The organism is Siphonobacter sp. SORGH_AS_0500 (genome assembly GCF_031453245.1).
Lineage (GTDB): Bacteria > Bacteroidota > Bacteroidia > Cytophagales > Spirosomataceae > Siphonobacter.
The window spans coordinates 3,213,349-3,227,799 of sequence record NZ_JAVIYT010000001.1 but is presented as its reverse complement, the minus strand read 5'-3'; the positions used below and the strand labels follow the sequence as shown (position 1 = coordinate 3,227,799).

Annotated in this window: 14 protein-coding genes; 5 read left to right on the top strand and 9 right to left on the bottom strand. The window is 43.9% G+C overall.

Going from position 1 to position 14,451, the window contains the following annotated elements; translation table 11 throughout:
* The first annotated feature begins 2 nt into the window (after positions 1-2).
* The 4 genes from QE357_RS13825 (at position 3) to QE357_RS13810 (ending at position 2,880) form a co-directional block, all read left to right on the top strand.
* Positions 3-557: an AraC family transcriptional regulator gene (locus QE357_RS13825; RefSeq protein WP_106635852.1), complete on the top strand. Its 555-nt coding sequence runs from the start codon at positions 3-5 to the stop codon at positions 555-557.
* 81 nt (positions 558-638) lie between these two features.
* Positions 639-1,982: a hypothetical protein gene (locus tag QE357_RS13820; RefSeq protein ID WP_309708437.1), complete on the top strand. Its 1,344-nt coding sequence runs from the start codon at positions 639-641 to the stop codon at positions 1,980-1,982.
* A 31-nt stretch (positions 1,983-2,013) separates the two neighbouring features.
* On the top strand, positions 2,014-2,352 hold the full coding sequence (locus QE357_RS13815) for a four-helix bundle copper-binding protein (RefSeq protein ID WP_307143453.1): 339 nt from the start codon (positions 2,014-2,016) through the stop codon (positions 2,350-2,352).
* 183 nt (positions 2,353-2,535) lie between these two features.
* Positions 2,536-2,880 (top strand): heavy-metal-associated domain-containing protein, encoded by a 345-nt coding sequence (locus tag QE357_RS13810; RefSeq protein WP_106635854.1) that lies wholly within the window; start codon positions 2,536-2,538, stop codon positions 2,878-2,880.
* A 253-nt stretch (positions 2,881-3,133) separates the two neighbouring features.
* On the opposite strand, the gene QE357_RS13805 is transcribed toward QE357_RS13810, so the two are convergent.
* The gene (locus tag QE357_RS13805) at positions 3,134-4,306 is read right to left on the bottom strand and encodes a glutathionylspermidine synthase family protein (RefSeq protein WP_309708432.1); all 1,173 of its coding nucleotides are present in this window, start codon (positions 4,304-4,306) and stop codon (positions 3,134-3,136) included.
* A 94-nt stretch (positions 4,307-4,400) separates the two neighbouring features.
* Entirely contained in the window at positions 4,401-5,027 is a 627-nt protein-coding gene (locus tag QE357_RS13800) for a hypothetical protein (protein WP_309708428.1), read from the bottom strand.
* Positions 5,028-5,228: 201 nt separating this feature from the next.
* On the opposite strand from QE357_RS13800, the gene QE357_RS13795 reads away from it, so the two are divergent.
* Positions 5,229-6,293, top strand: a complete 1,065-nt coding sequence (locus tag QE357_RS13795) for a hypothetical protein (protein WP_309708425.1) — start codon at positions 5,229-5,231, stop codon at positions 6,291-6,293.
* Positions 6,294-6,424: 131 nt separating this feature from the next.
* Here the strand turns inward: QE357_RS13795 and QE357_RS13790 are convergent, their stop codons facing one another.
* From QE357_RS13790 to QE357_RS13760, 7 genes are all read right to left on the bottom strand, one after another.
* Positions 6,425-7,345 (bottom strand): sugar phosphate isomerase/epimerase family protein, encoded by a 921-nt coding sequence (locus tag QE357_RS13790; protein ID WP_309708422.1) that lies wholly within the window; start codon positions 7,343-7,345, stop codon positions 6,425-6,427.
* A gap of 174 nt (positions 7,346-7,519) precedes the next feature.
* Entirely contained in the window at positions 7,520-8,200 is a 681-nt protein-coding gene (gene deoC / locus QE357_RS13785; protein WP_106635858.1) for a deoxyribose-phosphate aldolase, read from the bottom strand.
* A gap of 175 nt (positions 8,201-8,375) precedes the next feature.
* On the bottom strand, positions 8,376-9,380 hold the full coding sequence (locus QE357_RS13780; protein ID WP_309708416.1) for a YpdA family putative bacillithiol disulfide reductase: 1,005 nt from the start codon (positions 9,378-9,380) through the stop codon (positions 8,376-8,378).
* A 64-nt stretch (positions 9,381-9,444) separates the two neighbouring features.
* The gene (locus QE357_RS13775) at positions 9,445-10,059 is read right to left on the bottom strand and encodes a hypothetical protein (RefSeq protein WP_106635859.1); all 615 of its coding nucleotides are present in this window, start codon (positions 10,057-10,059) and stop codon (positions 9,445-9,447) included.
* A gap of 106 nt (positions 10,060-10,165) precedes the next feature.
* Complete coding sequence (locus QE357_RS13770; protein WP_309708410.1) at positions 10,166-10,702, bottom strand: hypothetical protein; 537 nt, start codon at positions 10,700-10,702, stop codon at positions 10,166-10,168.
* A gap of 308 nt (positions 10,703-11,010) precedes the next feature.
* The gene (locus tag QE357_RS13765) at positions 11,011-11,679 is read right to left on the bottom strand and encodes a hypothetical protein (protein WP_309708407.1); all 669 of its coding nucleotides are present in this window, start codon (positions 11,677-11,679) and stop codon (positions 11,011-11,013) included.
* A 490-nt stretch (positions 11,680-12,169) separates the two neighbouring features.
* Positions 12,170-14,305, bottom strand: a complete 2,136-nt coding sequence (locus QE357_RS13760) for a M3 family metallopeptidase (RefSeq protein ID WP_369804093.1) — start codon at positions 14,303-14,305, stop codon at positions 12,170-12,172.
* Between the last annotated feature and the right edge of the window lie 146 nt (positions 14,306-14,451).

The following is a 14,451-nucleotide window of genomic DNA, read 5'->3' as shown; positions in this document are numbered from 1 at the left end:
GGATGACGACGGTATATATCAAAAATATGGTTTGCGACCGCTGTAAAATGGTGGTGCGGCAAACGTTCGAATCGCTGGGAATGAAACCCGAGCGGGTCGATTTAGGTGAAGTTGATCTTGCCAATGGCGTGTCTGATTGGGAGGTTCTTCAAACGCACTTAGAAAGCTTGGGCTTTGAGTTGCTGGAAGATCGGCGTCAGCAATTAGTAACCCAGATGAAGCGACTGATGCTCGAATACATCAGTCAGCCGGGACGGGCTAGGCTAAACATATCCAGTTATTTATCAGAAGAGCTAAACCGGGATTACAGTGCCTTAAGTAAGCTTTTCTCAGAGCTGGAAGGTCTGACTATCGAGCATTATCTGATACGGCTAAAGATTGAAAAGACCAAAGAGTTACTGACCTATAATGAACGTAACCTCAGTGAAATCGCGGATTTATTAGGGTACAGTAGCGTTGCTCATTTATCCAATCAATTCAAAAAAGTAACCGGGGTAACCCCCAGTCAGTTTCGGCAGGGTCATCAGTCTACCCGCCAGTCGCTGGATCAGATCTGAAATCGTAGGCACGCGATTGATTGCGTCTAGTACTAAGACAAGGTTAAAGAGAAACGAACCGAGTAACAAACAGTAAAAGCCATGAAAAACCTACTGATAACTGCCTTGCTATCTGGCTTATCCGTAACCTCGTATGCTCAGCATGAGCATCATCAAATGCAGGCGGATACGACCAAACCCGACCATGAAATGTCGCATGAAGGTATGAATCACGAACACCACGAAGGTCACCCTTCGATGACACATTCGTATTCGCTGAGTTTACCAATGAATCGAAATGGGTCAGGAACGGGCTGGCAGCCGGATGCTACGCCGTTGTATGCCTGGATGAAACATCAGTCGAAATGGATGTACATGGTTCACGGAAGTGTTTTTCTGAGGTATACGGGTCAGAATATAAACAATCCGGGCAAACGAGGGCAGGCGAGCCGATTATCAGCTCCGAACTGGGTAATGGGGATGGCCCAGCGGCCCGTAGGTAAGAATGGGTTATTCACGGCTTCTTTGATGGTATCGCTGGATCGTTTAACCGAAGGAGGTGGAGGTTACCCCTTGTTGTATCAAACCGGAGAAAGCTGGAAGGGAAGTCCTCTGATTGACCGTCAACACCCACACGATTTAATTTCGGGACTGACCGTCGGTTATACCCAGCGATTAAGTGCAAAAGTCGATATTTCGGGTTATGTGGGTTACCCGGGTGAACCAGCTTTGGGACCCGTGGCTTTCATGCACCGTTTTTCCTCCATGAATAACCCCGACGCCACCCTGAGTCACCACTGGCAGGATGCTACGCATATTACCTTTGGCGTAGCGACGCTGGGGGTTCGGATTGGTCAGGTAAAGCTGGAAGGATCCAGTTTTACGGGTCGGGAACCGAATGAAAATCGATACAATTTCGATAAGCCTCGTTTTGATTCGTATAGTTACCGTGTTTCCTGGAACCCATCTATGCATTGGTCTTTGCAGGCTTCCCGGGCTTACATTCATTCACCCGAAGGATTGCATCCTGAAGAAAACGTCAATCGAACCACGGCTTCGGTTCAGCACGTGATTCCAGCCGGAAAGAAAAGCTGGGTTGCTTCGACGGTTTCCTGGGGGTATAACCAGTCGGGAGATCATCATAACGAACATTCAGCTTTGGTGGAATCAAACTGGCAACATGAGACCTGGGCGGTCTATGGGCGTTATGAATTTGTTCAGAAATCAGCCGAGGAGTTAGTTTTGCCTACCCCTCTGATTTACAACGTCAATGCTCTGAGTTTAGGATATAATCATCAAGTAGCCCAGATGGGAAAATTATGGCTAGTAGCGGGTGTGCAAGGCACTGTTTTTTTGCAGGATAAGGCATTGAATTCGTTATACGGATCAACGCCCTTAGCCGGGCAGGTTTATCTGCGACTGATGCCGACCCGGTTAAAAATGTAAGATTCATTTTCCAACCAAATCCTTGATTGCTATGAATATGGAAGCCTGTATCGAGGCCTGTCTGGCCTGCGTAAAAACCTGTGAAGCCTGCGTTACCAATTGCGTAACCAAATCCGGGCACGAAATGGATCGTACGAAGTGTATTCAGTTATGCCGGGATTGTGCGGAAGTCTGTACCACCTGTGCTCGCTTGTGTGCCCGTGACTCAGACTTTGCTTTGGATATGTGTCGAATGTGTGCGGAAGTATGCAAAGCCTGTGCGGCAGAATGTGAAAAACACGCCACTCACGGCGATGAAGTATGTGCCCGTTGTGCCGAAGCTTGCCAATACTGTGCCGAAGTATGTGAAAATATGGCAGTTGCTGCTTAATTGATGGGTTTAAATAGGGTTTGATTGTTTGAGGTTTGAAAATATTGAATGACTAAACATTTTCAAACCTCAAACTTCTCAAACCTCATCTAACTATCAACCTCAAACGTATCAAACTTTTTCAACCCATTTTAAACTTTTAAAACTCCCTTTATTGTTTCATTACTAACCAATCAAAAAATCATGGTAAAATCTCTGGTATTAAGTTTCTGTTTGCTCCTTAGCGGAATGGTTTGGGCGAAGGACGAGCCTAAAACGGTGAAAATTAAAACTTCAGCCATTTGCGGCATGTGTAAAGCTCGAATCGAGAAAAATCTGGGATTTTCGAAAGGCGTGAAAGATGCCAACCTGGATTTGAAGGACAAAGTAGTAACCGTAACCTACGATGGTAAGAAGACCGACGAAGCTCAGATCATCGAAACCATTACAAAGACGGGTTACGACGCAAACGCAGTTCCTGCGGATCAGAAAGGCTACGATAAATTACCCGCCTGCTGCAAGAAGGACAGCAAAATGAAACATGAGTAATTAGTGTTCGGCGGCCGTCGCTACGGTTTGCCGTTTTCAGTTATACATGAAAAGAGGTTCGTTTGAAGAGTGAAACGAACCTCTTTTCGTGTAGAGACGCGACTTTATCGCGTCTGGGTAGAGGCGGTTTATGTTGCTGCTTGGGATTTGTAATCCAGAACCATTCTGTCAAGGATCTGTGATCATTGCGATTGTAAATTCCCGGCAGATGGCTTTCGGATTGCAAATCCGAAAGAGCGGTCACTGTAAAGTATTATTCGACCAAATGGCCGGAAAACTGGGCCGAGTTATCCAGAATTTTTCCGCCTCTTCTAAATCCTAGACCGCAGCCTTCTCCGGCAAAAAACACGCCAGCCTGGTAGCGATTCCCCTGAGCATCGGCGGGAAATTCGGTATATTCCTGATAAATAACCGCCTGCTCGCCGTATTCACCTTCCGCCTGTTCGGAGACGGCTCCGTTTGTATCCAGAATTTCAACATTTGCTCCTTCGCGGCCAAACAATACTTTCCGAACGGATGGTTTTCCAGTGGGAGCCTGATCAGTGGTGGGTAATAACAAAGGGTGATTCGGGTAAAGCTCCCATAACACTTTCAGGATTGCTTTCGACTGAAACAGTAAAGTATAAGCTGGGTTAATAATCACCGTTTTCCGATTCTTTACCATCTGAGTTAATAGATCGGCCAAATCGGGCTCGTCCCAGGCGATGTATTCCCAGGGAACGAGCTTGAACCAGAAGTCAAATTTCTCGAACGTACCATTTTGAGGATTTTGGCGGAATAACCCTTCGCTGGGGGAGAATTCCACTTCGTCTACATACGCATATTCAATGTCAAAGCCGGCTTCGCGGGCGGCTTCTCCGATGACCTGCACGTTCGCATCATCCTCGGGCGTATCTCGCATGGAAGAGATCAATAGGGTAGGCGTAAGGTCGGAGTTGAGGTTCCGAAGAATTTCGAAATTCTCAACCAGCGATTCGTACAAGGTATTAAACTGAGCCGCTTCATCCAAACCATTGGCCTTTAAATGGGCCCACTGCACAATGCCCGTTTCAGGAATGCAGGTAGCGGTGTCGGCGTTAAATTCAATGAGTTTAATGGGTAAACCACTAATTCCACCCGCCAGGTCAAATCGTCCGTACAGATGCAAATGACGGTCATCATTCCAGGACAATTTCACCAGATCAATCAGGTTTTCGGGAATGCCGAGTTCTGCAAAGCGATGCTGATCAATGACGGCCTGTCCGGCTTCGACGAACATTTCATAAAGATCATTCGCCGCGTCATAATAAGCCTGAGCTTCGGTCTGATTAACGCTGACTAGTTCGTGGGTAAGGTAAGGCAGGGTATCGGAACCAAGCATCCAGTCCCAGCCAATCTGACGAAGCTGCGTTTCTGGGGAGGTTGGTAACGTTTTTATTTTGATCATGAATTTTTAGTTTTCAGTTTACCATTTTCAGTTGTCAATTTTATGAGGCTCAGAATTTTAACTGAAAACAGTAAACTGACAACTGAAAACTAAATCATCCTCCATAGCTCCGGCTGCGGCTTCCGCCGAAGAAACCACTGCGACCACTGGATGGACGGGAGGTTTTGACGATTCTGGTACTGCGGGAGCTTTGTACTTCCTGACGAACATCGTTGGAACGGCGGAAGGCACTGCTATTACTGTAAAAACGCGAGCGTTGCTGTTCTTCATCGGGACGGCCGTAGTATTGCTGATAGCGGCGGTTGTTGAGTGAGTTGGCTAGAAAATAACCCATTCCCCCCCAAAGCAGGGCACTACCCAAGCCGCTATGTCCGGCGTGATACTGAGGGTTATTCACTACTTCCCGGTCAATTAAAGCCTTGGCCGACTGGGCATTTAAAGTATCCCGGTGCCCGTCGTAATACCGGACAATCGCCTGACTGCTGTCTGCCGCTACGGACACTTCGTCCGTAATTTTGAATTCTCCCGGACTTGTTTCAGTAATGTACGTACGTACGCCTTTACTAAACGTGGTTTCTCGTTTTTCCTCGTATTGTTGCTCATTAGAGCCGCCGCAACCCTGAAGGGCAACCGAGCCCGTTAGAAGAGCCAGAGCGATGGTACTGCCAATGGTAATGTCTTTGGTTTTCCTAACAAAACTTCCTTTTCGCGTGGGTGTCATGGATATAGATTTAGAATGATGGATGTAAAATTTTTCGATAGTTGTTCTTGAAAATGTGTTACAAAAATGGAGTTAATCCGCTCATAATTGGAAGAATGATTTAGTCCAGCGGTAAAAAATGACCCGCCTTACGGGCACTTTTCGTGATGAACTCCTGAAAAGTTAACGTATAAAACCGTTCTTTGTGTTCACATGAAAACCATGCTTGATTCACTTATTGAACGAATTGCAGTCCTACAATCAACGGGAGACGCTACTTATGTGGCAGGTCTTTTTCCTTCGCAGCGTCTCAAAAAAGAACTGAATTACCTTCGGGAAGATTCCAATATTTTCTTTACCGCCATTACCGTTTTTACACTTCAGGAAATCCGCTCTTCTTTGTCGGGGCGGAGCCAGCAAATCGTTGATGACATTACTGATAAGGCGGCTTCTACGTATCCCCTTTATCAGAATAAGCACGGTTTAGCGACGTATAACTTTTACCAGACCCAGCCTTCCCATCACTTCCCAAACGGTCGAATCATGCATCGGACGCAGCATTTTAAACTGCCTGATGATGTGGATGATACCGTCATGATTTACCTGATTACGCCGCGTTCGCAGGAAGAGCATCTGTGGCTAAAAGCGAAGTTAAGGGCTCATGCCAATACGATCAAAGGCTTATCCAAAACCGGGCCTTTGGCATTTCGGAAGCAAAAAATTTACTCCACCTGGTTTGGGGAAAAAATGCCAATTGATTTTGACGCCAGCACCCTGTCCAATGTGATGCTCTGGGTTTTTCGGAATCAGTTACCGCTGGACGAATTCGATCAAAATGTGCTGGAATTCATTGCGTACAGCATCCGTTCGGGTGACTATCGGGAGCGACCCCTGGAGGTTTCAGCGTATTATGCGACGACGCCCTTGATCATGTACCATGTCGGTCGATTACTGGCCGAAGTCCCAGTGCTAAGTGATTGTAAGCCCCTTTTAATCCGGGATATGAAAGCCTGGAAATCCGAGACGTTCATGGATCAGCTCATGCTGGCGACGACGCTTTTACGGCTAGGCGAAGATCCAGGTGAGGTAATTCCAGCCCACTGGACATTTGAGACCCTACTGGAACAATCCCGGCATCATTACTTTTCTATCGCCCCTATTCTGAATTATTACCCGCAAACCCGCTGGTTAACCCACTGGAAATTAAGCCATATTAACTGGGAGTGCCCCGCTCATTCGCTGGCTCTAGTGGCGGAGTATTTGGTTTTAAAACAGGGAATGGAGTAAGTTTTGAGTAGTTGATAGTTATTAGTTTAAAACACCGCTGCCAGCTTTTTCGCTGGCAGCGGTAGTATCCCCGACTCCTGAAAGTCTTAAGTCAAGACACTTAGTTTTCGGAAGTTGAATAGAAGAAATACTTACGCCAAAAATTGCTTCACATAATTTCTGGAAGTCAGAATGGCGGCCTGTACATCGCGAAGATTGCCTTCATAGGCTTTATCTTCCACTTCAATGACCACGGGGCCACGGTAACGAACGTCGGTAAGAGCAGCGAAGAAAGCCCGCCAGTTGACATCTCCCAGTCCGGGAAGTTTGGGTGAATGGTAGAGGGATGGATTTGCCATAATCCCCACTTCATTCAGCTTATCCCGATACACTTTTACGTCTTTCAGGTGAATATGATGCAGGCGATCCTTGAAGTCATAAATCGGACGAATCTCATCCATCATCTGCCAGATTAAATGGCTGGGATCGTAGTTCAGACCTAACGTCGGAGAGGGGATAATTTCAAACATTCGCTTCCAGATCGCGGGCGTAGTCGCCAGGTTTTTACCCCCGGGCCATTCGTCGTCCGTATACCACATCGGACAGTTTTCAATGCCGATTTTGATGTTATGCTCTTCCGCTTCTTTCACAATTGCGGGCCAGTGTTCGGCGTAGAGTTTTAAGTTTTCAGTAACCGTCAGCTTCGGATTCCGCCCAATAAACGTATTAACCACGGGCACTTTCAACTGAGCTGCCGCCCGGATGATTTTCTTGATGTGTTCGCGGTAATACTCCGCCTTCGCCGGATCAGGATCGAGGGGATTGGGATAATAACCCAAGCCTGAAATAGATACGCCGTACTCTTTCGTCCGGTTGTGAATATAGGCCACGGCCTGAGTATCCAGTTCATCCACGTCGATGTGCGTAACTCCGGCGTATCGGCGGGCTTCCGAGTTATCCTTGGGCCAGCACATCAGTTCTACGCACTTAAAATCGTGCTGAGAAGCAAACTTTAATACGTTTTCAAGATTATAGTCTGGCAAAATAGCCGAGACAAAGCCGAGGTCAAGCATGGTAATTTAATTTTTAATGAGGAAATCAATTTTGAATGTTTGAGTGAGAGAGCAATGTTGAAGGAGTGAATGAGAGAAGGAGTGAATAGTTGTAGGAATTTGATTTATCATTCAGTCATTATGGTAAAACGCAACTGATCTTTTGAGATTTAAATGATTCCTTCATTCTATCCTTCACTCATTCAAAATTGACTCCGTCGAGCTGGTACCGATGCGTTGGACTCCCATTGCTTTGAGTTTTAGGACCTGCTCCAGCGTACGGATGCCACCCGAAGCTTTAACTGCAACGGTAGGGCCGATGTGATCCAGCATGAGGCGTAAATCGTGTTCGGTAGCCCCTTGTGATTCAAACGCTCCCGTTGAGTTTTTAACGTATCCAAACCCTGTGGATGTTTTCACAAAGGCTACTCCAACTTCCGTACATATTTCGCAGAGTTTAATTTTATAGGAATCGCGGGGTAAGAAATCGTTCTCGAAAATAACTTTAAGAATGGCTCCGTGAATGACACAAACGTCCTGAATGGCCTGAATTTCAGACTTTACGTACGCCCAGTCTTCACTTAATACTTTGCCTATATTCACGACCATGTCAATCTCCGTAGCTCCTTCTTCGCAGGCTTGAATGGTTTCGGCAACTTTTACCTGAGTGCTAGGGCTGCCATGGGGAAAGCCAATGACTGTACAGACCAATACGCTGCTGCCGGATAACCATTCGGCGGCTTTTTTAACCGCATACGGCTTGATACACACCGAAGCTACATCATATTGAATCGCTAATCGACAGCCTGCTTCCAGTTCCGCATCCGTAAGCGTAGGGTGCAGTAAAGCATGGTCGATCATTTTAGAAACGGACATGATTTTAATTTTGGATGAGAGAAGGAGGGAGTCAATGTTGAAGGAGTGAATGAGCGAAGGAATGAATGAGTAAATAATTTAAATCTCAAAAGTTAAGTTGCGTTTTACCACAATGCCTAGACGATAAATCAAATTCCTATTCACTCCTTCCATCCTTCAACATTGATTCTCTCCTTCATGATTGCCTATCGGCACTGATTTTTTCGATGATCTTTTCGGCGTGAATGCGGGAGTTTTCGATGAACCAGACGTGCGTATCCATACCGCCGCAAACAACACCCGCCAGATAAACGCCGGGTTTATTACTCTCCTGATTTTCGGGATCGTAGGAGGGATAACGTTTTTCGTCATCCGACAAAGTAATTCCAGACCCGGTGAGGAAATCGAAATTGGGTTGATAACCCGTTGCTGCTACTACAAAGTCATTGGGGATGGTAACGAGGCCATCGGGTGTTTGAATATCAACTTCCGTTTCTCTAATTTCCATCAGGTTCGAATGGAAGTAGGCTTTGATTGAACCTTCCGCAATCCGGTTTTCGATGTCCGGTTTTACCCAATACTTCACCCGGCGACCAATTTCACCGTCTCGAATGACCATGGTTACCTCAGCTCCTTTGCGGTACGTTTCCAGAGCGGCGTCTACCGAAGAATTATTCGCACCGACCACCAGTACTTTCATTCCCGCATAAAAATGAGGCTCAGAATAGTAATGCGTTACCTTGGGCAAGTCTTCCCCCGGAATATGCATCAGGTTAGGTGTGTCATAAAAACCAATCGCAATGACTACGTTCGAAGTAAGATACGTTCCTTTGGAAGTTCGAACGATGTACTGGCGATTTTCAAGGCCGTCTATGCTTTGCGTATGATCCTCAATCGCATCTACTTTCTCAAATAACTTGATATGCAGTTGGTTGGACATCGCCACACGGCGATAATATTCCAGAGCTTCCGCCCGGGTTGGTTTGGCGTTATTGGAAACAAAGGGAACGCCACCGATTTCAAGGCGGTCACTGGTGGAGAAGAAGGTCATATTGGCTGGGTAATTGTAAATCGAATTAACCAGACAGCCTTTTTCCAGAATGACGTATCGCAGACCTTTTTGTTTGGCGTGCAGGCCGCAGGCTAAACCAATGGGGCCGCCGCCGATGATGATTACATCGTATAATTGATTATCTGCCATTTTCAAGAGAAGAACTAATGTAGTAAGTCAACAGAGCATTTTGTTGGAAAGGTTCAAACGAAAATTAATTCAAACGTTCAATTTCCCGACGGATGTTTGCTCTGGCCTGAGTTTCGTACTGATCCTGAAAAAGATGCGTCTTGTAAATATTAGCCATGGCCAGAAATACATTCAGAATTTTCTTACGGCCATCGGCGTAAATAGCCTCAGGGATAGCCTGAAATTCGGTTCTTATTTTCTGGGCATAGGCATCATAGGCTTCGGGAGATTCTCCCAGAATCGCCAGATCAAAGTCCAGCAAAAAATCCAGATCGCTGTCTTCTGTATGATTGGCGTGCGTCTTCGTCGAAAGAATGTACTCATAAATGGTACGAATGGATTCCGTACTTAAATCCGTTTTTGATAGCCATTCCTGAGCTCGTTCGGCACTCTGAAGTTCATTATTCGTGTAAAGAGGTTCGTAGATAACATCATGGAAGGCGATGCTCAGCAAAACAATATCCGGCTGGTGCAAATGTTCGCGGTGAGTTGAGAACAGGTCAAACATATGCTGGATATGCGTCCAGTTATGATACGGGCGAACGTCCGTATTGCTATAATATTGATCCAGAAAAGCCATTACCTTCTCGGCGTAGGACAGATCGGATACCGATTGCAAAAGTGCCTTCAATTCCTCCATAACTCAAACCTATAAAAAAGTATGCGTTTACAAAATGATATAGGTTATAAAAAGCAAACGACTCGCGGGTAGGCGAGTCGTCTGAAGGATAGGGTCAACGCATAAGCTACTTAGCTTTAAGGCCCAGAATAACGTCCATTTCTTTTGTCTTAACAGTGGTAAGATCAACATTCTTTTTTTCTAGAACTGCGAAACCTAAGACATAAGCAAGAAAATTTTCATTATCAAGTTCTAGATATTTTTCTGGACTTTTAGAAATATCCAATTTTTCTCCTAAGAATAGCTTTAAAGTTTGTCCATCAAGGCTAACAATTTTGAAACTGATATCTTCTTTATCGACAGTAACCTTTAAAATATTATCTGTAAGAGTCCATTTTCCTGTTTCTTTATCGCCGTTTTCGTCAGTACCTACATACTCGCCATTTTCTTTTAATAGCATCCCCGTAGAAGAGGCATCAGCATCACCATCTACCGAGTAAGTGTTACCGTCTACTTTTACATCAACGCTGTTTCCTACCCAATTTTTGTTAACCAGATCGGATTTTTTGATGGGATTAGAGGCATCTTTGTTATCTTTTGAACAACTAACTAAAGTGAAGATTGAAATAAATAAAAGGATGGTGGAAGATCGTAAAAAATTCATGGTTAGGATGAGTTTATAATGGTTGAGGTGGCAATATGCAATTTGTTTTAATGAGTGTGCAAGTCAATTTTAAAAATTCATGAAATTATAATATAAACCGATGTATGGCTATCTTTAGGTAAGAGCCTAGATGGTTGTTCAGGAATAAAGTAAAATATTGAGCTACCCTTACTTATCATTCATGATTATTATAGCGATTAAGCTATTTATATAAGTTAATAATTGTGTAGCTAACTATATAAATTAGTAGTCAATATATATTAGGTTAATTGTTTTATAAAAAATATCATAAGCGAACTAAAAACTAATTAAAAAATATTATCGCCAAATAGGATATCGTAAAAAGAAAATTTAATAGGCTCAAGTACTGTATCTAATCCTGTACCAAAAGGGATAACCCCTGTAATTGATTTTTGTAAAAAGCGATAATCAACGAAACTGTAATTTGGATAATAATAAGTAATATCTTTAATTATTTTAGATGTCCATGTGTGCTCCAGCTCCGAAATATTTTCTCGATGAAACGGCCCAAATGATTTCTTTCCATAATTATTTACTAAAGGTGCCTCATTAACAGTATATCTATAATCAGCTTCAGAAGTAAAGCTTTCAGTTATGAATACAGTAAAATAGGAAGACATTAGAGAAACAGAAATATTTATATAAGAATCTTGATATATTCTGTTATTTGATGATGAATAAAACTTTAAAGCCATTTTTAAACTTGGCTCTTGATAATAAGATAGATCTAAAAGCTCGAATTGGGGGAAGTCATTGTGAATAGCGTGCTTAAATAGGTTCCAATCCTTGGGGCCACTGTGACCATCTATAAGTGTATTGATTTTTTCCTCTACAATCTGCTCAAGTTTAGAATAGCCTATGTACCTATCTCTATAAAAGGGTAGACCGATTGGGTAATATTTACTTATAGCCTCTAATAAAAGAAATGCTAAGTTAGCTTGATTGGATGATCCCATGGTTACTAAATAATTGTTAACTTGGACATTCAATATATTGTAAAGGCTCAAGTTAATAATTATTTAGTAACCCTACTGAGCATTATTGATTTTTATACTTTCATTGTACAATATCATTTGCATGAATTAAATAGGGTGATAAAAATGAATACAAAAATTGAAAAAAGATTTATCTTAGAATTGATTTCATAACTTGTAAAGCTTATAAGCCAAGGTTTAAATATTTATCTAATGAGTGTAAAGTGGATATCTACATATTGTATATAATACTAAGAAAGAAAAGAAAGTATTTTACTGACTCTTTCTGTATGTTTATAGCTACTGTAGTATTAAAGATATTTGTCTTATTATCAATTAATTATATGTAGTTTGTTTTGTACAATGGGTAAAACAATTCTAATGGCAACAAAAAAGTGGTATTAATTAAGTGCATAAAAAAAGCCGCTTTCTTGCGACAAGAAAGCGGCTTTTTTTATGCACTTAATTAATCTTATTGAGCAATTAAACCAGCCCGGCGTAACATGGCATCGGGTTGAGGTTCGCGGCCCCGAAAACGTTTGTAGAGTTCCATGGGCTTTTCCGTACCTCCTTTCGATAAGATGTTATCGCGGAAAGATTTAGCGACTTGTTTGTTGAAAATACCTTTCTGTTTGAAGAGATCAAAAGCATCCGCATCCAGTACTTCACTCCACATGTACGAGTAATAACCGGCTGAATACCCCCCCGCAAAAATGTGAGCAAACGCTGGACTAAGGGCCGTACCTTCCACAATTGGGTATACTTCCGTCTGAGCAGCTACTTCTGCTTCTACCTGTGCCACCGTTTTTCCACTGGGAACTTGTCCGTGCCAGGCCATGTCGGTCAGGCCGAGGTTAATCTGACGAGCGGTACCTACGCCAGCCATGAAGTTGGAAGAAGCTTTCAGTTTCTCAATATATTCCTGCGGAATAACTTCTCCCGTTTGGTAGTGCTTGGCAAAGAGTTTCAGTACTTCTGGCTCAAGGCAGAAATTCTCCATGAACTGACTGGGTAACTCAACGAAATCCCAAGAGACACTGGTTCCGCTCAGGGCGTCATACTTCACGTGTGAGCTCATGGCGTGTAGGGCATGACCGAATTCGTGGAAAAGTGTTTCCACTTCCCGGAAAGTCAGTAAGGAAGGCGTCGTTTCGGTAGGACGGGTGAAGTTACACACGTTCAATACGTGCGGACGAACGTCTTTCCCATTGGCAAAATGCTGCGAACGCGTGCCCGAATTCCAAGCTCCAGCCCGTTTGCCGGGGCGGGGGAAGTAATCGCCGTACCAAATGGCTAATAACTGGCCTTTGTCGTCCAGAATTTCATAGGTTTTTACTTCTTCATTCCAGGTTGGAATATCTTTACGTTCCTTGAAAGTCAGGCCGTACAACTTATTCGTCAGCGTGAACAGACCCTCCAGAACGTTTTCAAGTTTGAAGTAAGGCTTCAGTAATTCGTCATTAATCGAGTACTTCTCTTTCTTCAGTTTTTCCGCGTAGTAACCCGCATCCCAACGTTGAAGAACGGGTTCAGCATATCCCTGTTTTCTGGCAAATTCAGTTAATTCCTTGATTTCCCGTTCGGCTGCGGGTTTGGCGTAGTTCAGCAGGTTTTTCTCAAACTCCATCACCTTCGCCGGATTTTCTGCCATGCGTTCTTCCAGCACGTAATCCGCCCAGGTTTTATAGCCTAGAAGCTTGGCTTTTTCGTAACGCAGCTTTACAATTTTCTGGATGATTTCCTGATTGTCGTTTTTGTCGCCTTTAAAACCGCGTTTATTATACGCTAACCAAAGTTCTTTCCGCAAAGCTGCGTCGTCGGCGTATTGCATGAACGGGCCGTAGCTGGGAGCCTGAAGCGTAAATACCCAACCTTCTTTATTCATCTTCTTCGCCGTTGCTTTGGCGGCTTCTTTTACGAAGTCAGGCAACCCAGAAAGACGTTTTTCGTCGGTTACCACAAGGCTGTATTCATTCGTTTCCGCGAGGTTATGCTCGTTAAACTCGATGGATAACTGCGATAACTCCTTATTAATTTCGCGAAGCTTGTTTTTGTCGGTTTCCGAAAGGTTCGCACCACTGCGGGCAAAACCCTTGTAGGTTTTCTCCAGCAACATCTGATCTTCCTTGTTGAGTTTCAGCTTGTCGCGTTCATCCCAGACGGCTTTCACCCGGGCAAAAAGCTTATCATTCAGAGAAATATCATTGCTGTAATCCGTTAACAGTGGCGAAGCTTCACGAACCGTTTTCTGGATTTCGGGTGTCGTTTCCGCACTGTTCAAGTGGAATAAAATGGGGGTTACGCGGCTTAGCAATTCTCCGGCATTTTCCAGAGCCACGATAGTGTTCTGAAAAGTGGGCTTTGCCGCGTTAGAAATGATGATATCAATGTCTTTCCGACCTTGCTTCATGCCTTCCTGAATGGCTGGGATGAAGTGTTCTACTTTGATTTTATCGTAAGCGGGCGTTTCAAAAGGAGTTTTAAACGCCTGTAAAAGAGGATTTTCTTCCATAGGTACAGACTTAACAGTAGCGTTAGGGCCCTGAGCGTGAATCAGCGAGGGACTAGCCGCCAGACTTAACAGCAGAGGGAGTTGTTTAAGTTTCATAGTCTATTGATGTTAGGTAAAACAAATAACGAATTTGCTAAGGAAACCGTGTTTTACCAAACCGCTCATGGAAAAAGCGGTAGACGGATTGACAAGTTATAGAGCTATGTTTGTATTCATTAATGAAAGAATAATCCCAAACACTC

What these genes read in the sequence shown, in the direction of transcription:
- QE357_RS13825 (WP_106635852.1), top strand. Translation starts at nt 3, where the DNA reads ATGACGACGGTATATATCAAAAATATGGTTTGCGACCGCTGTAAAATG.
- QE357_RS13820 (WP_309708437.1), top strand. Translation starts at nt 639, where the DNA reads ATGAAAAACCTACTGATAACTGCCTTGCTATCTGGCTTATCCGTAACC.
- QE357_RS13815 (WP_307143453.1), top strand. Translation starts at nt 2,014, where the DNA reads ATGAATATGGAAGCCTGTATCGAGGCCTGTCTGGCCTGCGTAAAAACC.
- QE357_RS13810 (WP_106635854.1), top strand. Translation starts at nt 2,536, where the DNA reads ATGGTAAAATCTCTGGTATTAAGTTTCTGTTTGCTCCTTAGCGGAATG.
- QE357_RS13805 (WP_309708432.1), bottom strand. Translation starts at nt 4,306, where the DNA reads ATGATCAAAATAAAAACGTTACCAACCTCCCCAGAAACGCAGCTTCGT.
- QE357_RS13800 (WP_309708428.1), bottom strand. Translation starts at nt 5,027, where the DNA reads ATGACACCCACGCGAAAAGGAAGTTTTGTTAGGAAAACCAAAGACATT.
- QE357_RS13795 (WP_309708425.1), top strand. Translation starts at nt 5,229, where the DNA reads ATGCTTGATTCACTTATTGAACGAATTGCAGTCCTACAATCAACGGGA.
- QE357_RS13790 (WP_309708422.1), bottom strand. Translation starts at nt 7,345, where the DNA reads ATGCTTGACCTCGGCTTTGTCTCGGCTATTTTGCCAGACTATAATCTT.
- deoC (WP_106635858.1), bottom strand. Translation starts at nt 8,200, where the DNA reads ATGTCCGTTTCTAAAATGATCGACCATGCTTTACTGCACCCTACGCTT.
- QE357_RS13780 (WP_309708416.1), bottom strand. Translation starts at nt 9,380, where the DNA reads ATGGCAGATAATCAATTATACGATGTAATCATCATCGGCGGCGGCCCC.
- QE357_RS13775 (WP_106635859.1), bottom strand. Translation starts at nt 10,059, where the DNA reads ATGGAGGAATTGAAGGCACTTTTGCAATCGGTATCCGATCTGTCCTAC.
- QE357_RS13770 (WP_309708410.1), bottom strand. Translation starts at nt 10,702, where the DNA reads ATGAATTTTTTACGATCTTCCACCATCCTTTTATTTATTTCAATCTTC.
- QE357_RS13765 (WP_309708407.1), bottom strand. Translation starts at nt 11,679, where the DNA reads ATGGGATCATCCAATCAAGCTAACTTAGCATTTCTTTTATTAGAGGCT.
- QE357_RS13760 (WP_369804093.1), bottom strand. Translation starts at nt 14,305, where the DNA reads ATGAAACTTAAACAACTCCCTCTGCTGTTAAGTCTGGCGGCTAGTCCC.